At 69.4% G+C, this 22,356-nt stretch carries 20 protein-coding genes and 1 other RNA gene; 7 read left to right on the top strand and 14 right to left on the bottom strand.

What is annotated here, in order from left to right; genetic code table 11:
* Positions 1-428 precede the first annotated feature (428 nt).
* From AAW14_RS32255 to AAW14_RS32240, 4 genes are all read right to left on the bottom strand, one after another.
* Positions 429-1,016, bottom strand: a complete 588-nt coding sequence (locus AAW14_RS32255) for a CGNR zinc finger domain-containing protein (RefSeq protein WP_265567973.1) — start codon at positions 1,014-1,016, stop codon at positions 429-431.
* Positions 1,017-1,169: 153 nt separating this feature from the next.
* Positions 1,170-2,321, bottom strand: a complete 1,152-nt coding sequence (locus tag AAW14_RS32250) for a uroporphyrinogen-III synthase (RefSeq protein ID WP_265567972.1) — start codon at positions 2,319-2,321, stop codon at positions 1,170-1,172.
* A gap of 117 nt (positions 2,322-2,438) precedes the next feature.
* Positions 2,439-3,821 (bottom strand): nitrate/nitrite transporter, encoded by a 1,383-nt coding sequence (locus tag AAW14_RS32245; RefSeq protein ID WP_265567971.1) that lies wholly within the window; start codon positions 3,819-3,821, stop codon positions 2,439-2,441.
* 189 nt (positions 3,822-4,010) lie between these two features.
* Positions 4,011-5,078, bottom strand: coding sequence for a LacI family DNA-binding transcriptional regulator (locus AAW14_RS32240; RefSeq protein WP_322741141.1), 1,068 nt, complete (start codon positions 5,076-5,078; stop codon positions 4,011-4,013).
* Positions 5,079-5,394: 316 nt separating this feature from the next.
* On the opposite strand from AAW14_RS32240, the gene AAW14_RS32235 reads away from it, so the two are divergent.
* Genes AAW14_RS32235 through AAW14_RS32220 form a run of 4 tightly spaced genes read left to right on the top strand, consistent with a single transcriptional unit; the run spans position 5,395 to position 10,326 of the window.
* Positions 5,395-6,693 carry an ABC transporter substrate-binding protein gene (locus tag AAW14_RS32235; protein ID WP_265567970.1) on the top strand — a complete coding sequence of 433 codons (1,299 nt, stop codon included), beginning with the start codon at positions 5,395-5,397 and terminating at the stop codon, positions 6,691-6,693.
* 11 nt (positions 6,694-6,704) lie between these two features.
* On the top strand, positions 6,705-7,769 hold the full coding sequence (locus AAW14_RS32230) for a carbohydrate ABC transporter permease (RefSeq protein ID WP_265567969.1): 1,065 nt from the start codon (positions 6,705-6,707) through the stop codon (positions 7,767-7,769).
* Positions 7,766-8,599: a carbohydrate ABC transporter permease gene (locus AAW14_RS32225; protein ID WP_265567968.1), complete on the top strand. Its 834-nt coding sequence runs from the start codon at positions 7,766-7,768 to the stop codon at positions 8,597-8,599. The genes AAW14_RS32230 and AAW14_RS32225 overlap by 4 nt, the downstream gene beginning before the upstream one ends.
* A 53-nt stretch (positions 8,600-8,652) precedes the next feature.
* Positions 8,653-10,326, top strand: coding sequence for a glycoside hydrolase family 13 protein (locus AAW14_RS32220; protein ID WP_265567967.1), 1,674 nt, complete (start codon positions 8,653-8,655; stop codon positions 10,324-10,326).
* A gap of 193 nt (positions 10,327-10,519) precedes the next feature.
* Here AAW14_RS32220 and AAW14_RS32215 read toward each other — a convergent pair whose 3' ends face one another.
* Positions 10,520-11,500 carry a LysR family transcriptional regulator gene (locus tag AAW14_RS32215; RefSeq protein ID WP_265567966.1) on the bottom strand — a complete coding sequence of 327 codons (981 nt, stop codon included), beginning with the start codon at positions 11,498-11,500 and terminating at the stop codon, positions 10,520-10,522.
* A gap of 83 nt (positions 11,501-11,583) precedes the next feature.
* Here AAW14_RS32215 and AAW14_RS32210 point away from each other — a divergent pair, with 83 nt between their 5' ends.
* On the top strand, positions 11,584-12,945 hold the full coding sequence (locus AAW14_RS32210) for an MFS transporter (protein ID WP_265567965.1): 1,362 nt from the start codon (positions 11,584-11,586) through the stop codon (positions 12,943-12,945).
* A 189-nt stretch (positions 12,946-13,134) separates the two neighbouring features.
* Here AAW14_RS32210 and AAW14_RS32205 read toward each other — a convergent pair whose 3' ends face one another.
* Complete coding sequence (locus tag AAW14_RS32205) at positions 13,135-13,350, bottom strand: DUF397 domain-containing protein (RefSeq protein WP_265567964.1); 216 nt, start codon at positions 13,348-13,350, stop codon at positions 13,135-13,137.
* The gene (locus tag AAW14_RS32200; RefSeq protein ID WP_265567963.1) at positions 13,347-14,165 is read right to left on the bottom strand and encodes a helix-turn-helix domain-containing protein; all 819 of its coding nucleotides are present in this window, start codon (positions 14,163-14,165) and stop codon (positions 13,347-13,349) included. Before AAW14_RS32200 ends, AAW14_RS32205 begins: the two co-directional genes overlap by 4 nt.
* 128 nt (positions 14,166-14,293) lie before the next feature.
* Here AAW14_RS32200 and AAW14_RS32195 point away from each other — a divergent pair, with 128 nt between their 5' ends.
* Positions 14,294-14,743 carry an ATP-binding protein gene (locus tag AAW14_RS32195; RefSeq protein ID WP_265567962.1) on the top strand — a complete coding sequence of 150 codons (450 nt, stop codon included), beginning with the start codon at positions 14,294-14,296 and terminating at the stop codon, positions 14,741-14,743.
* 391 nt (positions 14,744-15,134) lie between these two features.
* On the opposite strand, the gene ssrA is transcribed toward AAW14_RS32195, so the two are convergent.
* From ssrA to ftsE, 5 genes are all read right to left on the bottom strand, one after another.
* Positions 15,135-15,534: a transfer-messenger RNA gene (gene ssrA / locus AAW14_RS32190) on the bottom strand.
* Between the two features lie 143 nt (positions 15,535-15,677).
* Positions 15,678-16,157 carry an SsrA-binding protein SmpB gene (gene smpB / locus AAW14_RS32185; protein ID WP_265567961.1) on the bottom strand — a complete coding sequence of 160 codons (480 nt, stop codon included), beginning with the start codon at positions 16,155-16,157 and terminating at the stop codon, positions 15,678-15,680.
* 100 nt (positions 16,158-16,257) lie between these two features.
* Positions 16,258-17,421, bottom strand: a complete 1,164-nt coding sequence (locus AAW14_RS32180; RefSeq protein WP_265567960.1) for a S41 family peptidase — start codon at positions 17,419-17,421, stop codon at positions 16,258-16,260.
* Between the two features lie 67 nt (positions 17,422-17,488).
* Positions 17,489-18,409, bottom strand: a complete 921-nt coding sequence (gene ftsX, locus AAW14_RS32175; protein WP_265567959.1) for a permease-like cell division protein FtsX — start codon at positions 18,407-18,409, stop codon at positions 17,489-17,491.
* Positions 18,410-18,437: 28 nt separating this feature from the next.
* Positions 18,438-19,127: a cell division ATP-binding protein FtsE gene (ftsE, locus tag AAW14_RS32170; protein ID WP_188184166.1), complete on the bottom strand. Its 690-nt coding sequence runs from the start codon at positions 19,125-19,127 to the stop codon at positions 18,438-18,440.
* A gap of 327 nt (positions 19,128-19,454) precedes the next feature.
* Here ftsE and AAW14_RS32165 point away from each other — a divergent pair, with 327 nt between their 5' ends.
* Positions 19,455-19,646 (top strand): hypothetical protein, encoded by a 192-nt coding sequence (locus tag AAW14_RS32165; RefSeq protein ID WP_265567958.1) that lies wholly within the window; start codon positions 19,455-19,457, stop codon positions 19,644-19,646.
* A 289-nt stretch (positions 19,647-19,935) separates the two neighbouring features.
* Here AAW14_RS32165 and AAW14_RS32160 read toward each other — a convergent pair whose 3' ends face one another.
* Together AAW14_RS32160 and prfB are read right to left on the bottom strand one after the other, a co-directional pair.
* A complete protein-coding gene (locus tag AAW14_RS32160) occupies positions 19,936-20,577 on the bottom strand; it encodes a hypothetical protein (protein ID WP_265567957.1) in 642 nt (213 codons plus the stop codon).
* 300 nt (positions 20,578-20,877) lie between these two features.
* Positions 20,878-21,984 (bottom strand): peptide chain release factor 2, encoded by a 1,107-nt coding sequence (prfB, locus tag AAW14_RS32155; protein WP_265567956.1) that lies wholly within the window; start codon positions 21,982-21,984, stop codon positions 20,878-20,880.
* Positions 21,985-22,356 lie beyond the last annotated feature (372 nt).

Here is a 22,356-nt window from a genome sequence, read left to right as displayed (position 1 = left end):
GGGCCCTGGGCCTTCGTTCATCAGCCACGGCGGAATCCTTGCGCACGCCTACCTCCGGTGTCCGGGGGTTCCCCCAGTCGGTCGCTCATATCCGAGTACGCAGAGGAGGGCCGCCGTGTTCAAAGTGACACCGAAATTTTCTTGGAAGAGGTGTGGAAGACACGCCTCCTGGGCACCCATTTCTCCCCCAAGGGGACATACGGCATCGGCGGCGAGGAGACGCAGGTCACAGCCACCGGAAGCTTCACTCCCGGGCCCCACCTTGATCACCTTGTGAAAATTTGGCTGGACCCGAATGGAGAAACTGTCGAGACGTCGGCCCCGACCATCGTTATTCAGCCACTTTTCGCCATGACTTGCCCGTTTTCCGCGAGTTCTACGAATACCCCCATTTCGCTCCGAGGGTCTTCTTTCGACACCGGGACCGCCTATGCGCGGGACAGCGCTGCTCGGCGGCGATGGCGGGCCACTCGTTCGCGGTTGCCGCACACCTCGCTGGAGCACCAGCGGCGGCGCCGCCCCCGGGACGTGTCCAGGTAGACGAGGGGGCAGTTGTCACCCTCGCACTGCCGCAGGATCGCCCGGTCCCCGGGGTCCGTCAGCAGCTCGATCGTCTCCCGGGCCACCGCGGCCAGCAGCTCCTCGCGGCCCGGCAGCGCGCGCAGCCGCCGTATCAGCGCACCGTCCTCCGTCCGGACGGCGCACGGCACGGGCGGCGTCTGCCGCGCGACCGCGTTGACCTGCGCGAGCGCCCCGTCCGAGGGCCGCCCCTCGAGCTCTCCGCGCACCAATTGCCCGATATGTCCGCGCAGTTCACGGAAGGCCGCCAGCCACCCCGCGTCGGCCCCGATCAGCGCAGTACCCGCCGGCACCAGCCCGACCCCGCTGATCCACGCCCGCAATCGCTCCACCGAGTCCAGCCGTTCCGCGGGATGCGCCGTCGCCAGCAGGTCCAGGCAGATCCGCCCGGAGTCGAACCGCAGCTCGTACGAGGCCGTGGCCGTGCCCGATGCCATGTGCCTGTCACCGCCTTGGAGTCGCCGTGACGAGCGGCGGCCGGTGGGGGCCGCCGAGGGGACGTGTCCGCGAGAGGGTGTCCGGGGTTCGTATCCCCGTTCGTACCCCCTACAGTGCCTGCCCTCACCCGCTCCGGGAAGGCCCCGGACGTCTCACACGTCGGCGTACTTGGAGTCGGCCGCCGGGTCGAGCGCCAGCCGGTAGCCGCGTTTGACCACCGTCTGGATCAGCTTGGGCGCCCCCAGCGCCGTACGCAGCCGGGCCATCGCCGTCTCCACCGCGTGCTCGTCCCGCCCGGCGCCCGGCAGTGCCCGCAGCAGTTCCGCCCGGGCGACCACCCAGCCGGGCCGTCGGCACAGGGCGCGCAGCAGGGACATCCCGGCGGGCGGCACGGGCCGCAGCGTTCCGTCGACCATCACCGCCTGCCCGCGGATCTCCACCCGGTGGCCGGCGATCGGCAGCACCCGAGCGCGGCCGGGCAGTTCCTGGCACAGCAACTGGACGAGCGGGCCGAGCCGGAAGCGTTCGGGCTGGACCGTGTCGGCGCCCAGGGCCTGGAGCGGAAGCGCGGTGACGGGTCCGACGCAGGCGGGCAGCACGTCGTGGTGGAGCGCGGCCAGCAGTTCGGGCAGCAGCCCGCGTGCCTCGGCGCGCGAGAGCAGGGACGCGGCGGCGGGCGCGCTGGTGAAGGTGAGCGCGTCCAGGCCACGGGTGACGGCCGCGTCGAGGAGGCGGTCGAGGGGCGCGATGTCCTGCGGCGGCATCCACCGGTACACGGGCACCCCGACCACCTCGGCGCCCCCGGCCCGCAGCGCCTCCACGAAGCCGGGCAACGGCTCGCCGTGCAGCTGGACGGCGATGCGACTGCCGTCGACACCGTCCTCCAGCAGCCGGTCGAGGACCTCGGCCATGGACTCGGAGGGGGGCGACCACCCCTCGGTCAGCCCGGCGGCCCGTATCGCGCCCTTCACCTTGGGGCCGCGCGCGAGCAGCCGCACCCCGCGCAGCCGGTCGAGCAGGTCCTCGCCCAGTCCCCAGCCGTCGGCGGCCTCGATCCAGCCGCGGAAGCCGATCGCGGTGGTGGCGACCACGACCTCCGGCGGTTGGTCGATCAACTCCTTGGTAGCGGTGAGGAGTTCACCGTCGTCGGCGAGCGGCACGATGCGCAGGGCCGGGGCATGCAGGACGGTCGCGCCACGTCGCTGGAGCAGGGCGCCCAGCTCCTCGGCGCGCCGCGCGGCCGTCACACCCACGGTGAACCCCGCGAGCGGGCCGTGTTCTGGTCGCTGCTGGTTGTCGTACATGGCTCTCGTCCCGCACTCGAGTCGTCGCACCGGTCGAACCGGTCTGACCTGCATGCCGATCGAGCCTGTCAACGGTGCGTGACGGGCCCGGTTCGGCTTCGTGTCAGCGGTGTTACGTCAGACTTCGGCATAGCCGAGCTGCGGCTTCGCCTCCGAGTTCGCAGCTGTGGCCTGCGCTTCGGCGGCCGGGCGGCGAAGGTATACGGCCCAGGTGACCGCGAAGGCGACGGCGTAGAAGGCGAGGAAGGCCACGAAGGCGCCCGTGCCGGAGCCGTAGGAGAGGAAGGACTGCCGGAAGGCCAGGTTGATGCCGACGCCGCCCAGCGCGCCCACGGCTCCGATGAGCCCCATGGAGGCCCCGGACAGCCGCCGGCCGTAGGCCACCGCATCCTCGCCGCGCAGCCCCTGGGCGACGGCCTTGGCCTGGAAGATCCCCGGGATCATCTTGAACGTCGACCCGTTGCCGAGCCCGCTGAGCACGAACAGCACCACGAACACGGCCACGAACAGCGGCAGCGACTTCCGCATGCCGGCCACGACCAGGACCCCGGTGGCGGCGGCCATGGCGACGAAGTTCCACAGGGTGATCCTCGCTCCGCCGTACCGGTCGGCGAGCCGGCCGCCGACGGGACGGACGAGGGAGCCGAGCAGCGGGCCGATGAAGGTGAGGTACGCCGCCTGGAGCGGGGTCCGCCCGAACTCGTTCTGGAGCACCTGCCCGAAGGCGAAGCTGTACCCGATGAAGGACCCGAAGGTGCCGACGTAGAGGACGGACATGATCCAGGTGTGGGCGTCCTTCGCCGCGTCCTTGGCGGCGCCGGTGTCGTTCTTCACGGACGCGATGTTGTCCATGAACAGGGCGGCGAGCACGGCCGCGACGACGATGAGCGGGATGTAGATCCCGAGCAGCACACGCGGTCCGCCGCCGGCCCCGATGACGGCGAGCGCCACCAGCTGGATGACGGGCACGCCGATGTTGCCGCCGCCCGCGTTGAGTCCGAGGGCCCACCCCTTCTTCCGCAGCGGGAAGAAGGCGTTGATGTTGGTCATGGAGGAGGCGAAGTTGCCGCCGCCGATTCCCGCGAGCACTCCGATCCACAGGAAGGTGGAGAAGGAGGTGCCGGGGTGCATGACGGTGAACGCCGCGATCGTCGGGACCAGCAGCAGGCTCGCGGAGATGATCGTCCAGTTCCGCCCGCCGAAGACGGCGACGGCGAAGGTGTAGGGCACGCGTACGACGGCGCCGACGAGCGTGACCATGGAGGTCAGCAGGAACTTGTCGGCGGGGCTCAGCCCGTACTTGGGGCCCATGAACAGCACGAGCACCGACCACAGGGTCCAGACCGAGAACCCGATGTGCTCGGACAGGACGGAGAAGAAGAGGTTCCGCCGGGCGGTCTTCTCCCCGGTCTCGCTCCAGAAGGCCTCGTCCTCCGGGTCCCAGTGTTCGATCCAGCGGCCTGGCCTGCTCGATGCATGGGCTGTGCTCGGGGCTGTCATGACGCCTCCACGGTTCTCCGGTGCCCGGGTGTCGTACGCGGTGATGAGTCCCGAAGGTAAGGAGAACGGGTTTCCGCCCTGTGGCTGCGAGTGACCGCAAGGGAACGTTGCTCTCACGCGGCACGGAGGGGCGCGGTGAGGGAAACGGAACCGTTGCAGCCGTGGAGACCGCTCGGGGGTGGGCGGCCCTCAGAGCGACGAGGACCCGTCGGCCTCCTCCTGCTCGCCCTGCGGGCGGGGTGCCGGGGCGGTGGTGGCCCGGGGGATCAGGTACGTGGGCAGGATGATGTGCCGCGCGTGGTCCGCCGCGGCGTCGTCGATGAGTTTCAGGGCCAGTTCACCGGCGATACGGCCCATGTCCGAGGGGGACTGCGCCACCGTGGACAGGTCGATCCACTCGGACATCTGATGGTCGTCGAACCCTATGACGGACATGCGCTCGGGCACCTCGATCCGCGCCTTGCGCAGGGTCGAGATGATGCATACGGCCAGCTCGTCGTACTCGGCGAAGACCGCCGTGGGCGGCTCCCGCAGGCTCAGCAGCCGCCCGACCCCCTCGGCGACGCCGCGCTTGTCCTCGGCCGACATGGTGACCACCAGTTCGTCGTCCAGAGGTATGCCCGCCTCGGTGAGCGTCTGCCGGTAGCCGAGCAGCCGCTCGCGCGAGCTGAAGCTGAACCCGCTGGCCGCCACCGTGGGTGCGAAGGCGATCCGGCGGTGCCCCAGGTTGAGCAGATGGCGGGTGGCCTTGCAGGCTCCGGCCACGTCGTCGACGTACACACTCGGCCGGCCATCGGCGTGCTGACTGACGTAGATGACCGGCATCCCGAGGTCGTCCAGGCGGGTCGTCTCCTCGTCGGTGAGGTCGAAGCCGAACACCAGCAGCGCGTCGGCGTTCCGCCGGGCCGGCAGACGCTCGAAGAACGAGGTGCGCTCGGCCAGGTCGGGTATCACGTAGACGTTCAATTCCATGCCGGACGCGCGCAGATACGGGCCCAGGGAGGACAACGCCGAGCCCATGAACCACGAGTTGAGCGTGGGCACGAGCACCGCAACGACCCCGGTCCTGCCGGTGACCAGACTCGCGGCCTGCCGTGAGACCGCGAACTTCAGTTCGCGGGCGGCCTGTTCGACCCGGGCGCGGACATCGGGTGACACGGTCGTCAGGCCCCGAAGGGTGCGCGAGACGGTGGACGCGGAGACGCCTGCCCGCTCGGCGACGTCGGCCATCGTGGGGTGTCGCTGGGCTGGTGGCATAGGCGGAAGTTAGCACAGAAGCGGTCTTTTGCGAGACCCGCTGAGACAGCGCTTTCACGACTCCCATACGCGGGGATTTCGACCGTTTTGCACATACTTAATCTGCACAGAGCATCTAAAATTGCCCTTGCTACCGGGAAGTTACGCATTGACTTCACCAAGGGGCACTCCTAGCGTGCAAGCGTTGTCTCGACGGGGTGCAAGCCGTTCCCGTGATGCCATCCCAGGATGTCTTGACCTGCGTGTTCCATGCACAGAACGCCGTGACAGCACTGTCAGCCGCGCCTTCGGTTCCGCACGACCAGGAGAAAAGACAGTGAAGACCAGAACCACCAGAGCAGTTCAGTGCTCGGCAACGCTTCTCGCCGCCGGGCTCCTCCTCACCGCCTGTGGCTCGTCCGACGGCAGCGGCTCGGGAGAACAGGCCGGGAGCACGTCGTTCAAGGGCCGTGGCCCCATCACGTACGCCGCGGGCAAGGACAGTTCCGGCGTCGTCCAGAAGGTCATTGACCGCTGGAACCAGCTGCACCCCAACGAGAAGGTCACCTTCGTACAGCTGCCGACGGACGCCGACTCGCAGCGGCAGCAGATGATCCAGAACGCGGAGACGAAGTCCGACGCCTACACGCTGCTCTCCCTCGACGTCGTGTGGACGTCGGAGTTCGCCGCCCACCAGTGGATCGACCGTCTGCCCGCCGACCAGTTCCCGCTGCAGAAGATGCTCAAGCCGGTCGTGGAGACGGCGAAGTACCGCGGGGGTCTGTACGCGGCCCCGGCCAGCTCGGACGGCGGGATGCTGTACTACCGCTCCGATCTGCTGAAGAAGGCCGGCATCGCCGAGCCCCCGGCGACCTGGTCACAGATGAAGGCCGACTGCGCCAAGGTCAAGAAGCTGCCCGAGGGCCAGGGCATGTCCTGCTACGCCGGGCAGTTCCAGAAGTACGAGGGCCTGACCGTGAACTTCTCCGAGGCCGTGAACTCCGCGGGCGGTGTCGTCACCGACGCCAACGGAAAGGCCGACGTGGACACCCCCGCGGCGAAGCAGGGCCTGGACTTCCTCGCCGGTTCCTTCAAGGACGGCACGATTCCCAAGGAAGCCATCACCTACCAGGAGGAGGACGGCCGTCAGGCGTTCCAGGCCGGCAAGCTGGTCTTCCTGCGCAACTGGCCTTACATGTACTCGCTGGCCGAGAAGAGCAAGGTGGCGGGGAAGTTCGCGGTCGCGCCACTGCCCGGTCTGAACGGGCCCGGCTCCTCCAGCCTGGGCGGCCACAACCTGGCCCTGTCGTCCTTCGCCAAGAACAAGGCCACCGCCCTCGACTTCATGAAGTTCTTCACCAACGAGGACAGCGCGGGCACGTTCCTCAAGGACGCCTCCCTCGCCCCGCCCTACGCGAACCTGTACGACGACAAGTCGCTGGACCAGCAGTACCCGTACCTGCCCGTGCTCAAGCAGTCGATCCTGCATGCCGTGCCGCGTCCGCGTGTGGTGCAGTACGGCGACGTGACGTCGGCGGTCCAGCAGGAGGCCTACGCCGCTCTGTCCGGCAGCAAGGACAGCGCGCAGGCGCTCAAGGATCTGCAGAAGGCCCTGCAGAACTCCACGGCGCAGTAAGGAGCGGGGACATGGTCCACACCAAGGTCCCGCCCGGGACGGCCGAGCACGGAACCGGCAGCGAGGCCGGCGGCCGATCCGGGCGGCCCCGCGCGCCGATGGGCCGACGCGGGCGGATCACGGCACCCTCGGGTCCGGGGCGCATGGCGGCCCTGCTCGTGTCCCCGACGCTCCTCGTGCTGTCGATCGTCGTGCTGTATCCGACGATCATGGCGCTGAGGGAGTCGTTGTACGGCCCGAAGGGGCTGGACCCGGCGACCGGATTCATCCGCACCACCGAGCCGTTCGTGGGACTGCGGAACTACGCCGACATCCTCGGCGCCGCCGGGGACCGGTTCTGGAACGCCTTCTGGAACACCACGTTCTTCACCGTCGTCACGGTGGGGCTGGAGACGCTGATCGGTGTGGCGATGGCCCTGATCATGCACAAGGCGTTCCGGGGCCGGGCCCTGGTGCGGGCCGGCATCCTCATACCCTGGGCGGTGCCCACGGCCATCTCCGGCCTGCTCTGGCGGTGGATCTTCAACAGCAACGGCGTCGCCAACGCCATCATCGGGCACCAGATCCTGTGGACCACCGAAGGCTTCCACGCCAAGGTCGCGGTGATCATCGCCGAGGTCTGGAAGACGGCCCCGTTCATCGGGCTGCTGGTCCTGGCCGGACTGCAGGTGATCCCGAAGGAGGTCTACGAGGCGGCCCGGATCGACGGCGCGGGCCCGCTGGGCCAGTTCTGGCACATCACCCTGCCGCTGGTGAAGCCCGCGCTGCTGGTGGCGGTGCTGTTCCGCTGCCTGGACGCACTGCGCATGTTCGACCTGCCCTACATCCTCGTCGGCGCGCAGAAGACCTCGGTGGAGACCCTGTCCATGCTCGCGCAGAACGAGGCGTCCAACGTCCGCTTCGGACCGGCCGCGGCATACGCGGTGATCCTCTTCCTGTACGTCTTCCTCATCGCGCTTGGCTTCGTCCGGCTGCTGGGTGCCGATGTCGTCGGCGACCGGGCAGCCAGGGCGGCGAGCCGGAGCGGGCGCCGGCGACGTGCGACGGCCATGCGCGTGACGGAGGTGCCGGCATGACCGCCTCGGCGAAGTGGCGCACCTGGCTGCTGTACGCGGGTGTCGTCGCGGTGGTGGCCTACTGCCTGGCCCCCTTCTACTGGATGCTCGTCTCCAGCCTGCGCCGCACATCCGACATCTTCGACACCTCGCTGCTTCCCTCCCCGGTGTCGTTCGAGAACTACCGCGCGGTGTTCAACCCGTCCCAGGGGTTCACCCGGGCCCTGCTCAACAGCCTGGTCGTCGCCGGCACCACCACCACGCTGGCGCTGCTGCTGGCCACGTTCACCGCCTACGCGATGGCCCGGCTGGAGTTCCGGTTCAAGCGGCTGATCCTGACGCTGATCATCGCCACCTCGATGTTCCCGGTGGTGTCGATCGTGGTCCCGCTGCTGAAGCTGTTCACCGACATCGGCTGGATCAACACCTACCAGGCGATGATCGTGCCCAGCATGTCCTTCGCGCTGCCGTTGGCCGTATGGAACCTGACCACGTTCTTCCGGCAGATGCCCGACGAGCTGGAGCAGGCCGCGATGATCGACGGCTGCACCCGGGGCCAGGCGTTCCGCAAGATCATCATTCCGCTGGCCGCGCCGGGCGTCTTCACCACGGCGATCATCACCTTCATCGCCGCATGGAACGAGTTCCTCATCGCGCTGTCGATGACGAACAAGCCCGGGATGCAGACGGCACCCGTCGCCATCTCCAAGTTCTCCGGTGCCACCCAGTTCGAGACCCCGTTCGGCAGCCAGATGGCGGCAGGCGTTCTTGTCACCGTTCCCCTGGTGATCATGGTTCTCGTCTTCCAGCGCCGCATCGTCGCCGGACTCACCGCGGGCGCAGCCAAGTAGACATCACTCGCCCCACCGCACTGTCCGACACTTCCAAAGGACTCAGTCAGCCCATGTCCCGCCCCGCACCGTGGTGGCGCAGCGCCGTCATCTACCAGGTCTACATCCGCAGCTTCGCCGACGCGAACGGTGACGGCGTCGGCGACATCGCCGGCATCCGCTCCCGGCTGCCGTACCTCTCGTCGCTCGGTGTCGACGCCATCTGGATCAACCCGTGGTACAAGTCGCCGATGGCGGACCACGGTTACGACGTGGCCGACTACCGGGAGATCGATCCGCTGTTCGGCACGGTGGCCGAGGCCGAGCTACTCATCGAGGAGGCGCACCGGTACGGGATACGCGTCATCCCCGACATTGTGCCCAACCACACCTCCGACCAGCACGCCTGGTTCCGGGCGGCGCTGGCTGCCGGGCCCGGCAGCCCGGAGCGGGAGCGCTATGTCTTCCGGCCGGGCCGCGGGCCCGGCGGCGCCGAGCCGCCGAACGACTGGGTCTCCTGCTTCGGTGGGCCGGCCTGGACGCGGCTGCCGGACGGGGAGTGGTACCTGCACCTGTTCGCCCCCGAGCAGCCGGACCTCAACTGGGAACATCCCGAGGTACGCGCCGAGTTCGAGTCGATCCTGCGGTTCTGGTTCAGCCGGGGCGTCGACGGGTTCCGTATCGATGTCGCGCACGGGCTCGTCAAGGATCCCGAGCTTCCCGACCTGCCGCCCCGCCAGGAGCCGGCCGTGCTGGGACCGCTCAGCCGCCGGGACTCGGCGGAAGCGCGGCCCCGGCAGCACGTCGACCACCCGCACTGGGACCGTGACGAGGTCCACGAGATCTACCGCGCGTGGCGGCGGGTTGCCGACGAGTTCCCCGGTGACCGGTCCTTCGTCGCCGAGGCGTGGGCGGACACCCCCGAGCGCCTCGCCGCCTACGTCCGCAGCGACGGCCTGCACACGGCCTTCAACTTCGATTTCCTGATGGCCAGTTGGGACGCCAAGGACGTGCGTGCGGTCATCGACGACTCGCTCGCCATGCTCGGCGCGGTGGGCGCTCCGGCCACCTGGGTGCTCTCCAACCACGACGTCATGCGCCACCCCAGCCGCTACGGCCGGGCGACCGTCAAGCGGTGGGTGGCCAACGAGCCCTACCGGCCCGAAGGCCCCCTGGACCTGGAACTGGGCACCCGGCGCTCCCGCGCCGCCGCGCTGCTCATGCTCGCGCTGCCGGGCGGCGCCTACATCTACCAGGGGGAGGAACTCGGGCTGCCGGAGGTCGAGGAGCTGCCAGAGGCGGTGCTGCAGGACCCGATCTGGGAACGCTCCGGGCACACGGACCGCGGGCGTGACGGCTGCCGGGTACCGATCCCCTGGTCGGGTCGGACCTCGCCGTTCGGCTTCAGCCCCGAGGGCGCCTTTGCCGCACCCTGGCTCCCGCAGCCCGCGGAGTGGGGGCAGCGCAGTGTGGAGGCACAGACCGGTGACGAGACGTCCATGCTGGAGCTGTACCGCAGCGCGCTGAGCCTGCGCCGCGAACACCCCGCGCTCGGCGACGGCAGCCTGGCCTGGCTCGGCGCGCCCGCCGGAGTCCTCGCCTTCAGCCGCGATCCCGGCTTCCTGTGCGTGGTCAACCTCTCGGCCGAGGCGTACCGGCTGCCCGAGCACACCTCGGTCCTGCTGGCCAGCGCCCCCCTCGAGGACGGCCTGCTGGCACCGGACCAGGCAGTCTGGCTCGAGGTGTAGCGCCATCCCCGGCTCGGCGGGTGCCCGCCGAGCCGGGGGTGGACCGCCGGCCCCGCGCCCGCCGGGACCGCCCGTAGCCAGGCCCGGCCCACGCCAACCTGCGCACCTCGAACCACGCCGGCCCCGGGGCCCGCCCGATGCCGTCCCCGCTCACCCGGACGGGCCCGGGTCCGGCGTCGGCCGTGCATCGCCCTCACGACCCGCCCATGACGAGAGCGTCCCCGGCCGGGAGCCATCCGCCCTCCGGCGGGCTCAACCACCCGCCCTCCTTGCCCAGTTCGACGGCCGCCCGTCGGAGCGCGTCGATTCCGGGATGCGTCAGGCCCCTACGCCACACCAGCGACACGGGCGACAGCGGAACCGGGTCGACCAACGGCCGCAGGACCGTGTGCGGCATGGGCGGAAACTCCACCACGGCCAGGATCGGGTTGCCCTTCTTCGCCATGATCCGCTGGAACTCGTCCGCGCCGACGGCCAGCGGCGCGGGCGGTGCGACCTCGATTCCCCGCCCCTCGAAGAGGCGGCGCGCAAGGTCGGTCCACTCCGGGGTCCGGGGGTTTCCCGCGCCGGCGTACACCGTCTCCCCGGCCAGTGCGGACAGCGGCACCGCCGGCAGCGCCGCCAGACGGTGGCCCTCGGGCAGGATGATCGCCATCCGCTCGTACCGCACCGGCTGCTGGTCCAGCCGTGCCCGGACCGCCGGGTCGAGCCCTGCAGACCGCCCGAACGACGCGTCCAGCCGCCCGGCGAGGATCTCGGCGGCGGCCCCGGTCAGCCCGCTCTCGTACCGGGCCATCAGCTCGGCGTCCGGGACGAGCTCACGGGCCCGGTCGAGCACCCGGATACCGAACAGCCCGGGACTGTTGACGTCCACGAGCAAGGGTCGCTCCGGCTCACCGTCCCGTCCGAACGCGGCCAGCAGCGCGCTCTGCGCCTCCAGGACCCGACGCGCGTACGGCAGCAGGCGCGCGCCGTCCGGGGTCAGGATCACCTGCCGGGTCGTACGGACGAACAGCTCCGCGCCCAGTTCCCGTTCCAGCCGCCGGATGTCACGGCTCAAGGCCTGCTGGGCGACGTAGAGGCGGGCAGCGGCGCGGGTGAAGTGCAGTTCCTCGGCGACGGCAAGGAAGGAGCGCAGTAGGCGGGGCTCGACGGCGGCACGGTCGGCGGACATCCGGCGAACTTACAACCCAGGTGCGTCAATTGCCACGGAGAAGGTGTTGGACCGCAGGTCAGGGCGCGGACGAAGGTTGATCCATGCCGCAGTCCTCCTCCGACAGAGCCGTCCCGCCCCTCCTCGCCGTCACCCAGGACACCCTGGTCGCCGCGGACTTCTCTCCGCGCCGCAGACCGGCCGACACCGCACCCGAGCCGCACAGCCGTCCCGCCTCCCCCTCCCTCTCCCCCTCCCGGAACCCCTACCGCCGCCTCTTCTCCCTCCCCGGAACCCGCGCCTTCACCATCGGGAACCTCATCGCCCGCCTCCCGGGGGGCATGTTCGGCGTGAGCGCGGTCATCATGATCGCCGGATCGCGAGGCTCCTACGCGCTCGCCGGCGCCGTCACCGCCACCGGCCTCGCGGCCACGGCCGCGGTCGCACCGTGGATCGCACGCCTGGTGGACCGCCACGGCCAGGCACGCGTCGCCGTGCCCGCGACGGCGTTCGCGCTGCTCGGGGGCCTGGCCCTGCTCCTCTGCGTGCACTACGGCGCCCCGGACTGGACCCTCTTCGCCGCCTACGCCGCCACCGCCACGACCCCCAACACCGGCGGCATGTCCCGCGCCCGCTGGGCCCACCTCTTCCGGACGGACCCTGACGCCCTCCACACCGCGAACTCGTTCGAACAGGCCGCGGACGAACTGTGCTTCATGCTGGGCCCGGCCTTCGCGGCCTTCCTCTGCAGCGCGCTCTTCCCGGAGGCGGGCACGCTGACCGGCGGAATCCTGCTGATGACGGGCATGCTGCTGTTCACGGCGCAGCGTGCGACGGAACCGCCGCCGAGCAGCCGCACCCGCACAGCGCCCCCTCTCCGCGCACCCGGCATGCCTCCGCTCCTGATCGGCCTGCTCGCCACGGGCGCGGTCTTCGGCTCGATGGAGGTCGTGACGATCGCGTTCGCGGACGCGCAGGGCCACAAGTCGGCCGCGGGCCTCGTCCTCGCCCTCCAGGCCGCGGGCTCGTGCGCGGCCGGTCTGGCGTACGGCGCACTGAAGCCGGCCGGTCCCGCCGAACGCCGCTACCCCTACGGCCTGGCGGCCATGACGGCCCTGATGACCCTGCCCCTGCTCGCGACCCGTACCACCGGGTCCCTCACCGCCCTGGCCCTCGCTCTGCTCCTCGCGGGCATGGCCACCGCACCCACGATGGTCACCGCGATGGCGCTGGTCCAGCGGCGCACTCCCGAGGGCCGCCTGAACGAGGGCATGATCCTTTCGGTTACGGCCCTCCTGGGCGGCATCGCCTGCGGCTCGGGCGTCGGCGGCTGGGCGGTGGAACACCTCTCCCCGACCACCGGTTTCGTCGTCCCGCCCGCCGCGGCGGCCCTGTCCCTGCTGATCGCGACCGCGCACCGCTTCGCCGTACGAATTTCCGGCGATCCGAGCGCCCGGCGCTGCTAACACCCGACCGGGGTTGTTTGTTGCTGCGAACGCTAGAGGGTCGCAACGTTGCGTCCCAAGCCGACCACGGAAAGTCACCCCGCCTGGTATGTGCGGCAGTTGAGACGCGGGAAGGGCGGGAGGGCGGGTCAGACCTTTCCGCCCGTTCCTTCAAGAAGGGGCTCGGACTCGAGGCCCGAAGCCTGGGGCTCAGGCCTCGCGGACGGCGTAGGCGAGGAAGGCACCCCAGACGTCCGCGGGGACGGCAAGGCGGGGGCTTCGAGCGCCGAGCTTCGAGTCGCGGACGTGAACGGTGCCGTGGGAGTCGCTGCGGCTGGACTTGCTTTGTGCGCGGGCGACTTCGAGGCAGGCACTCCCTTCGGAGTCGCTATAGCTCGACTTGAACCATGACAGTTCGTCGCTCACAGCTCCTCCGCCACCTTCCTGGTGAACCGGGCAGACTCCTCAACACTAAGCGCCTGCATCCGGATCATGCCATAGCGCTGAGTCAGCGTACTGAGCTTGTCGCCGTCGGAGTACAGAGCCGCCGTCGATTGCCCGTCCACAAAGGCGTAGCGCTCGTGATCGGCGGTCTCCACGAGCACAATCGGGCCACTGAGCGCCGCCGTGGGAGCACTTGCGAAGGGAAGCACCTGGACGGAGAGATGCCGCTGCCTCCCCACCTCCAGCAAGTGATCGCACTGCCTGCGCATGATGTCCTGGCTGCCGACCAGGGAACGCAGCGCAGCCTCGTGGATCACGAAGCTGAAGTAAGTCGGGGGCCTGCTCGTGAGCTTCTCCTGCCGTTTCAGTCGAGCCGCAACCCGCTCCTCCACCGTCTCCTCGTCCAGGGGCGGACAGTTGCTGTTGATCAGCGCACGTGCGTATGCCGGAGTCTGCAACAGACCGGGAATCAGCAACGGCTCGTACCACTGCACCGTGATTGCCTCGGCCTCAACCAACACGTACTGCTGCGTACGCTCCGGAAACGGCTCCGGTTTCAGGTACTCATGCGCGGCCACCAACTTGCCCAGCGCCCCGCAAAGTTGATCCGCAACCTGCAACAACCTGAGCGTCGGCCGTCGCCTTCCGCACTCCATGGACTTGACGTACTCGTAGTCGTAACCGGCCTCATCGGCCAGCGCCTGGCGGCTGACCCCCGCCCCCTCCCGCCACAACTTGATCTGCCCACCGCAGTACCGCCAGTTCTGCTGGGACTCCCCCGAGGCCACGCCGCCCACCCGCCTCCCGCCGACACGCCGTGTACAAGCACGCTGTGTACCCGTTCCGCCACTCCCGAGGCTATGCGCAAGCCATCAGCCTGATCTCGGCAAACGACGGAGAATCACACGCAAGGAACCAAGCGCGCATGCCGACGCCTCCCGCAGGCCCCGCTTCCCGCCCCTCCCCCTCCGCGCTCCCCCGGGACATCGAGTGGCGCCTTGCCCGCCACGCCCGCAGCGTGGGCCGGGCCCGCACCCTGCTCCGCGAACAGGCCACCTCCTGGAACCTCCCGAAGGAGGTGACGGAAACGGCCGTACTCCTGCTCAGCGAGCTGATGACGAACGCCTACCGCCACGCCAAGGTCTCCCCCGGCCGCGAGCTCCGGGCCCGCTGTGTCCTGGAGGCCGATCGCCTCCGTGTCTCGGTGACGGACGCGAACGACACACTGCCCGCAGCCCGCCAGGCATCTCCGGACGACGAGTCCGGACGGGGCCTGGCCCTGGTGGCAGCACTGGCGGACAAGTGGGGCACGGAACCCCGCCCCGGCGGCATCGGCAAGACCGTCTGGTTCGAACTGCCGGCGCCCGCGCCGTAGCCGCTGATTCAGTACAAGGCCGAGGCAAGCGAGCAGAAGTGGAACCAGAACTGAGGGGGCGGGGCTCAGCGGCCCCGCGCCTCGCTACGGACGTCCGGCGCAAGGATGCGGGTGAACCTGTCGAGGTCGTCGTGGCCTTCGCCTTCAGCCGTGTAAAGGGGAGATCTTTCGCCGTGGGCACGGACTGGCAAGTGGCGCGGTTCACTGGCGAGGTTCATGCGGGGTTCGCTCCTACGATGTATCCGCACTTGTGAAGACGGGATGTGTGAGGGCTTACGGCGACCCTGTGAGGTTGGCCGAAACACGCCCCGCATGGCCCGGCACAGACACGACAAAGGCCCCGCCGCTCGAAGCGACGGGGCCTTGCCCACATGGGGTACCTCAAGGAGGTAAGTGGAGATGGCGGGAATCGAACCCGCGTCCAACGGTGCGGAACCAGGGCTTCTCCGTGTGCAGTCCGCTTCGCTTTTCTCAGCCCCGGAGATCACGCGGACAAGTCTCCGACGGGCTCAGTCACTGTTTGGTTTCCCTCTTCACCCCGTGACCAGGATCAAGGTTTAGTCCCCTAGCTGATGCCAGGATCCGGGTCGGGAACAGCCCCGGGCTGACACTCCCTTTAGTAGGAGGCTCGCTCTTGCTGCCTAATCAGGCAGCGAGGGCGAAGGCCTGCTGGGAGGAATCGCGCTTGGTGTTGGCGATTATTTTTTTCGGCCTGTGGTTTACGAGATCATGGCCGCTTCCTCGACACGCTTCCCCTGCTTCGACAGCCGCTGTCGAAACCGATCATCCCCATGTTGATTTTTCAATGCTCACACCGGCCGTGCGGTGCGTGAGCCATCGTACGTGACCGACGCACCTCGGTGCCAGCGTATTCCCGGCGGTCACCCCGCCGTGGTACCCGGTTCAACAGCGCCGGGCGCCGGAAGATTCCCGCTCAGGCCCGCTGCTTGCGCCGCACCGCCGAGATCGCCCGTTCGGCCTCGCGGCGGTCCTGCTTCTCACGGAGCGTCTGCCGCTTGTCGTACTCCTTCTTGCCTCTCGCCAGCGCGATCTCGACCTTGGCGCGGCCGTCCTTGAAGTACAGGGCGAGGGGCACGATCGTGTGACCCGTCTCCTGGGACTTGGACTCCAGCTTGTCGATCTCCGCGCGGTGCAGCAGCAGCTTCCGCTTGCGGCGGGCGCTGTGGTTGGTCCAGGTGCCCTGGCTGTACTCCGGCACGTGGACGTTGTGCAGCCATGCCTCGTGCCCGTCGAGCTGCACGAAGCCGTCCACCAGCGACGCCCGCCCCTGACGCAGTGACTTCACCTCGGTCCCGGTCAGGACGAGACCGGCCTCGTACGTGTCGAGGATGTGATAGTCATGCCGCGCCTTCTTGTTCTGCGCGATCAGCTTGCGCCCTTTTTCCTTAGCCATAGTGCCGACCATTTTCGCACTGTGGAGGGCTTCCGGGGGAAGCCGATTACTGCGGCGCCGCAGGTTCGATCACATTCGATCACGGAGCGTGCGGTCTGTGCTACGACGCGTCGCCCAGCCCGCTGAGCACCGTCTCGGCCCGCTCGAGCACCCGGTCGTCGGCCTCCAGGTCGGGAGTGATGCCGCGGCCGTCGACGATGTGGCCCGAGGGGGTGCGGTAGTGCCCGACGGTCAGTTCCGCTACGGAACCGTCGGGGAGTCGGCTCGGCATCTGGATGGAGCCCTTGCCGAAGGTGCGGGTGCCCACGACGATCGCCCGGCCGCGGTCCTGGAGGGCACCGGTGAGCAGCTCGGCCGCGCTCATCGTGCCGCCGTCGACGAGCGCGACCAGGGGTCTGGTCGTGTCGCCGCCGGGGTCGGCGTGCAGGGCGCGCGGGTCGCCGTTGACGTCGTACGTCGCCACGAGCCCGCCGTCGAGGAAGGCGGACGCGGCGGTGACGGCCTCGGTGACCAGACCGCCGGAGTTGCCGCGCAGATCGAGGACGATCCGGGCGCCCCTCGTGGCGCCCTCGACGGCACTGCGCACCCGGTCGCCCGTCCCCTTGGTGAAGGCGGCGATCCTGATCATGGTGATCCCGCCCGTGAGCCGCTGCACCGTCACGGAGTCCGTGGAGAGGCGGGCCCGGCGCACCACCTCGCTCCACCTGTGCGTGCCGCGCTGCAGGCCGAGCCGGACCCGGGTGCCGGCGGCCGCGTCGCCCGCGTCGCCGCGCAGTAAGGAGACGACCTCGGTGACGGGCCTGCCGTCGACGTCCTCGCCGTCGATACTGCGCAGCCGGTCGCCCTCGCGGATCCCGGCGGCGGCCGCGGGCGAGCCGGGCTGCACCCGGGTCACCTCGATCCGGCCGTCGCCCTCCCGGCGGGCCGAGAGCCCGACGCCGGTGTACTGGCCGTCGAGCGCCTCCTCCAACTCCTGGTACTCGCCCTGGGAGTAGACGGCGCTCCAGCGGTCGCCGCTGCGGCTGACGGCGCGCTCGGCGGCCTCCATGGGCGACTTGCCGTCGGCCATGGCCTCGGTGGCGGCCTCGGTGACGTCGTCGCGGTGGGCGGCCGGAACCGCCGGCCCCGCGAAGGGGGTCTTCCGGTCGGCTTCGTCGAACGAGCCGGTCGCGGCGCCTGCGATGAGGACGCTCGCGAAGACCAACGTCAGGGCCGCCCCGTGGCGGATGCGACGGGGCTGACAGAACAGGTCATGGCCTGACATGCGGGTGAGTCTAGGACAACGCGAAGGGCCGTACGGGCGGTTGCCCGTACGGCCCCATTGGCATGCGTCACACCTTCAGGTACTTGCGCAACGCGAAGAACGCGGCCAGCGCGGGCATCAGCAGGCTCGTGGCAAGTATCAGCGGCAGCTTGGTGAGGACGGCGTCCCAGCCGATGAAGTTGATCAAGTTCAGCTTGTGGGACAGGTCCAGGCCGTGGTCGATGATGAAGTACCGCGCGATCAGCAGGAATCCGCAGGCGACCGTGCCGCCGATGAGGCCGGCCACCGCCGCCTCCATGATGAACGGCGCCTGGATGTAGAAGCCGGAGGCGCCGACGAGGCGCATGATGCCGGTCTCACGACGACGGCTGAACGCGGAGACGCGCACGGTGTTGACGATCAGCATCAGCGCGACCACCAGCATCATCGCCATGACCGCGCGGGCGGCCCAGTTCATGCCGTTGAGCAGCCCGAAGAGGTTGTCGAGGATGCCCTTCTGGTCCTGCACGGACTGCACGCCGTCACGGCCGTTGAAGGCGCTCGCGATGACCTGGTACTGCTCCGGGTTCTTCAGCTTGATCCGGTACGACTCCTGCATCTGGTCCGGGGTGAGCGAACTGGCCAGCGGGGAGTCGCCGAACTGCTCCTTGTAGTGCTTGTAGGCGTCGTCCTGCGACTCGTAGGTGACCTTCTGGACGACGGACGTCATCTTGTCGAGGTCGCCGACGATCTGCTTCTTCTGCTGGTCGGTGACCGCGCCCTTGGAGCAGTTGGGGTCGGACTCGGCGTCGCTCTTGTTGCAGAGGAAGATCGAGACGTTGACCTTGTCGTACCAGTAGCCCTTCATCTCATTCACCTGGTCGCTCATCAGGAGCGACCCGCCGAACAGGGCGAGGGAGAGGGCGACCGAGACGATCACCGCGAAGGTCATCGTCAGATTGCGGCGGAGACCGACACCGATCTCCGACAGAACGAACTGGGCGCGCATGGCGTCTGCTCAAGCCTTTCCGTGGAACTCAGTGCTGGTAGCCGTAGACGCCGCGCGCCTGGTCGCGGACGAGGCGACCCTGCTCCAGCTCGATGACGCGCTTGCGCATCTGGTCCACGATGTTCTGGTCGTGGGTCGCCATCACGACGGTCGTGCCCGTCCGGTTGATCCGGTCGAGCAACTTCATGATGCCGACGGAGGTCTGCGGGTCGAGGTTGCCGGTGGGCTCGTCGGCGATCAGCAGCTTGGGCCGGTTGACGAAGGCCCGAGCGATGGCGACTCGTTGCTGCTCACCACCGGACAGCTCGCCGGGCATCCGGTCCTCCTTGCCGCCGAGCCCGACGAGGTCGAGCACCTGGGGCACGGACTTGCGGATCTCGCCGCGCGACTTGCCGATGACCTCCTGCGCGAAAGCCACGTTCTCGGCGACCGTCTTGTTCGGCAGGAGCCGGAAGTCCTGGAACACAGTCCCCAGCTGGCGGCGCATCTGCGGCACCTTCCAGTTGGAGAGACGCGCGAGGTCCTTGCCCAGAACGTGCACCTGGCCATGGCTGCACCGCTCCTCGCGGAGGATCAGCCGCAGGAAGGTGGACTTTCCGGAGCCGGAGGACCCCACGAGGAAGACGAACTCGCCCTTCTCCACCTCGAGGGAGACATCCCTGAGGGCAGGGCGGTTCTGCTTGGGGTAGACCTTGGAGACGTTGTCGAATCGGATCACGGAGACACCACGGGCCGTTGGGGTAGGTGAGCGTGACCATACGCGAAGCGGGTGTGGGAGCGCAGTCGGCGGTCGGAGTTCCGCGAGTGTTGCGCGTTTTGTCCGTACTTCAGGAGCGGAGCGGAGGCCCGTGTGAGCACGGGAGCTGCGCGAAGACCGCGACGAACCGCCGCTCCGGGAGGCCTCCGGCCGCCTCTTTCCCGGCGTTCCGGGCCGTTGTCGGGCGGCCCGCGCCTAAATCGCCGGAACCTGGCACAGTGGAGTGGGGAACGGTTGCGTTCCAGGGAACGTTGTGTACGTGGAAGCGGCACAAGGAGGGCGAGGCGCATGACGTACGACCGATTGGTGTGCGCGAACTGCGCGGCGCCCGTCAGTGAGGGCCGCTGCCCCGTCTGCCGCGCCAGCCGGGAGCGACTCCAGCAGGAAAACCCCTGGTCGGGGCTGCATCCTACGGCGCTGATCGTGCTCCTTGCCGTGCTGGTCGCGGCGGTGGCGCTGCTGGCACACCAGACGGCGTAGCCGACGGCCGCAGAGCGGCGGCCCTACAGGGTGTGATGCGACGAGGACCGGGGCGTACGGGGCGGGATCCGTCGAGGGGCCGGGACCCTACGGGGGCGGGACGCGTCGGGGCCGGAACCCTACGGGGGCGAGGTACCGCAGGGGCGGGACACCGCACAGGACACCACAGAAGGCCCTGGGGCCACTCTCGGCGCCGATGTCGACGTATGGGAAGGGCCCGGGGCGGATGACGCCCCGGGCCCTTCTCACGCTTTTCTCACGCCTCCCGAGGAGGCCGCACGCCCCTGGATCAGGCGGCGGCCCCGCCACGACCGTTGATCAGTCGCGGCATGACACGGAAGCCGATACCGCCGGCGATCATGGTGGCGGCGCCGATCAGCAGGAACGCGGTCTCACCGGCACCCGTCTCGGCCAGCTGCTTGCCGTTGCCCTTGGCGGACGCGCCGGAGTTCGAGGCGTCGGAACCCGTGTCGGTCAGGACCGAGGAACCCTTGCCCTGCTGAACCGGGCTGTTGCCGCCGTCGGGGTTGGTGTTGTCACCGCCGGTGCTGCCGCTCCCGCTGCCGCCGGTCGGGGCGGACGAGGTCGGCTCCGTCGGCCCGGTCGGCTGGCCCGTGGGCTGGGACGGACCGGTCGGCGTCGCAGGGGCCGTCGGGGTCACGGGGCCGGTCGGGATCCCGGGGCCGGTCGGAGGCTCCGAGGTGGGCGGAGTCACCGGAGTGGTGGGAATGCCGGTCTCGGTGGGCGTCGGAGTGCCCGTGTCTTCGGGGCCGACGTTGACGCCGACGTTGACGCCCGCGCCGCTCTCCGTGTTCGCGCCGATGCTGATGTCGAGCGCCGATGCGGCACCCGCGGCGGTCAGCGATGCGCCGGCGGCGATCACCGCACCGGCGGCTATCCGCGCCACACGGATCCGCGTCTTCTTGGTCATCTGCCTGCTACCCCCAGTAGCTCATCGTCAATGGAGCAGCGCACGGGGCCACGGCGTCGGGGACGGCGGTAACTGAGCCCCCCGGTTCACATGCGCCCCAGCGATTACGCATGCCGCCGTTCACCCTTCCCACTTTTGACAGCAACGTCAAGGTCATTGCGTACGTGATGTCCAGTAAGGCGTCTTTTGCGGGAGAAGCAGGACTGTGAGTGTGATGCAAAACCCAGACATCGGGACACGGAAAAGGCAACTGCCCCCGCTGGAGGGGCAGTTGCCTTGTCGACAAAGCGCCGTACGGTGTTACTTCTCCTGCTGCTTGCGCCAGCGAATTCCGGCCTCGATGAACCCGTCGATCTCTCCGTTGAACACGGCCTCGGGGTTGCCGACTTCGTGCTCGGTCCGCAGGTCCTTGACCATCTGGTAGGGGTGCAGCACGTACGAACGCATCTGGTTGCCCCAGGAGTTGCCGCCGTCGCCCTTGAGGGCGTCCATCTTGGCCTGCTCCTCCTGCCGGCGCCGCTCGAGGAGCTTGGCCTGCAGAACGTTCATCGCGGTGGCCCGGTTCTGGATCTGGGACCGCTCGTTCTGGCAGGTGACGACGATGCCGGTGGGGAGGTGGGTGATGCGCACGGCCGAGTCGGTCGTGTTCACGCCCTGGCCACCGGGCCCGGAGGAACGGAACACATCGACCCGCAGCTCCGACTCGTCGATCTCGACGTGGTCGGACTGCTCGACGACGGGGAGGACCTCGACACCCGCGAAGGAGGTCTGCCGACGCCCCTGGTTGTCGAAGGGGGAGATGCGGACGAGCCGGTGGGTGCCCTGCTCGACGGAGAGGGTGCCGTAGGCGTACGGCACCTGGACGGCGAAGGTCGTGGACTTGATCCCGGCCTCTTCCGCGTACGACGTCTCGTAGATCTCCGTCTTGTAGCCGTGCTGCTCGGCCCAGCGCAGGTACATGCGCTGCAGCCGCTCGGCGAAGTCCGCCGCGTCGACACCGCCGGCCTCGGCGCGGATGTTGACGAGCGCCTCGCGCGCGTCGTACTCACCGCTGAGGAGGGTCCGGACCTCCATCTCGTCCAGCGCCTTCCTGACCGCGGCGAGCTCGGCCTCGGCCTCGGCGCGGGTCTCCGGGTCGTCCTCGGCCTCGGCGAGCTCGAAGAGCACCCCGAGGTCGTCGATCCGGCCGCGCAGGGCCTCCGCCTTCCTCACCTCGGCCTGCAGGTGGGAGAGCTTGCTGGTGATCTTCTGCGCCTCGTCGGGGTTGTCCCAGAGGGACGGCGCGGCCGCCTGCTCCTCGAGCACGGCGATGTCTGCCCTCATCTTGTCGAGGTCCAGAACGGCCTCGATCGACTCCATGGTCGAGGAGAGGGACTTGAGCTCTTCGGATACATCGAGGACTGCCACGCATCCAGCGTAACGGCTCCGTCGGACAGCCAGGGCCGGGTGACCGCCGGTTACCGAAGCTCCCGGGGGTGCGGTGCCCTCCTGGGGGCTGCCGGTCCCCGGACCCCCGCCGTCGGCCCGGACGGCCCCGCCCCCGGAGCACCGGACGGCCCCGCCTCCGGACGCCGGACGGGCTGATGGCCCCTGACCTGGGCCGCAGAGCCTAGGGAGCCGCCGGGGCCGAATTCTTCGTACCGGAGGGCCCGGCGCCGTCGTCACCCGACGTGGCCAGCCATGCGCCGGCGGCGACCGCCGCCAGCAGCGCCGCCGTCGCCGCGCCCAAGGCGATCCTGCGGCGGCGGGCCTGGGCCCGGTGGCGGGCGGAGCCGGGGC

The sequence above is a fragment of the Streptomyces hygroscopicus genome, from assembly GCF_026168105.1.
Classification (GTDB): domain Bacteria; phylum Actinomycetota; class Actinomycetes; order Streptomycetales; family Streptomycetaceae; genus Streptomyces; species Streptomyces hygroscopicus_D.
Note: the sequence above shows the minus strand (reverse complement) of the source record. Positions and strands in the feature narration are given on the sequence as shown.

What these genes read in the sequence shown, in the direction of transcription:
- AAW14_RS32255 (WP_265567973.1), bottom strand. Translation starts at nt 1,016, where the DNA reads ATGGCATCGGGCACGGCCACGGCCTCGTACGAGCTGCGGTTCGACTCC.
- AAW14_RS32250 (WP_265567972.1), bottom strand. Translation starts at nt 2,321, where the DNA reads ATGTACGACAACCAGCAGCGACCAGAACACGGCCCGCTCGCGGGGTTC.
- AAW14_RS32245 (WP_265567971.1), bottom strand. Translation starts at nt 3,821, where the DNA reads ATGACAGCCCCGAGCACAGCCCATGCATCGAGCAGGCCAGGCCGCTGG.
- AAW14_RS32240 (WP_322741141.1), bottom strand. Translation starts at nt 5,078, where the DNA reads ATGCCACCAGCCCAGCGACACCCCACGATGGCCGACGTCGCCGAGCGG.
- AAW14_RS32230 (WP_265567969.1), top strand. Translation starts at nt 6,705, where the DNA reads ATGGTCCACACCAAGGTCCCGCCCGGGACGGCCGAGCACGGAACCGGC.
- AAW14_RS32225 (WP_265567968.1), top strand. Translation starts at nt 7,766, where the DNA reads ATGACCGCCTCGGCGAAGTGGCGCACCTGGCTGCTGTACGCGGGTGTC.
- AAW14_RS32220 (WP_265567967.1), top strand. Translation starts at nt 8,653, where the DNA reads ATGTCCCGCCCCGCACCGTGGTGGCGCAGCGCCGTCATCTACCAGGTC.
- AAW14_RS32215 (WP_265567966.1), bottom strand. Translation starts at nt 11,500, where the DNA reads ATGTCCGCCGACCGTGCCGCCGTCGAGCCCCGCCTACTGCGCTCCTTC.
- AAW14_RS32210 (WP_265567965.1), top strand. Translation starts at nt 11,584, where the DNA reads ATGCCGCAGTCCTCCTCCGACAGAGCCGTCCCGCCCCTCCTCGCCGTC.
- AAW14_RS32195 (WP_265567962.1), top strand. Translation starts at nt 14,294, where the DNA reads ATGCCGACGCCTCCCGCAGGCCCCGCTTCCCGCCCCTCCCCCTCCGCG.
- smpB (WP_265567961.1), bottom strand. Translation starts at nt 16,157, where the DNA reads ATGGCTAAGGAAAAAGGGCGCAAGCTGATCGCGCAGAACAAGAAGGCG.
- AAW14_RS32180 (WP_265567960.1), bottom strand. Translation starts at nt 17,421, where the DNA reads ATGTCAGGCCATGACCTGTTCTGTCAGCCCCGTCGCATCCGCCACGGG.
- ftsX (WP_265567959.1), bottom strand. Translation starts at nt 18,409, where the DNA reads ATGCGCGCCCAGTTCGTTCTGTCGGAGATCGGTGTCGGTCTCCGCCGC.
- AAW14_RS32165 (WP_265567958.1), top strand. Translation starts at nt 19,455, where the DNA reads ATGACGTACGACCGATTGGTGTGCGCGAACTGCGCGGCGCCCGTCAGT.
- AAW14_RS32160 (WP_265567957.1), bottom strand. Translation starts at nt 20,577, where the DNA reads ATGACCAAGAAGACGCGGATCCGTGTGGCGCGGATAGCCGCCGGTGCG.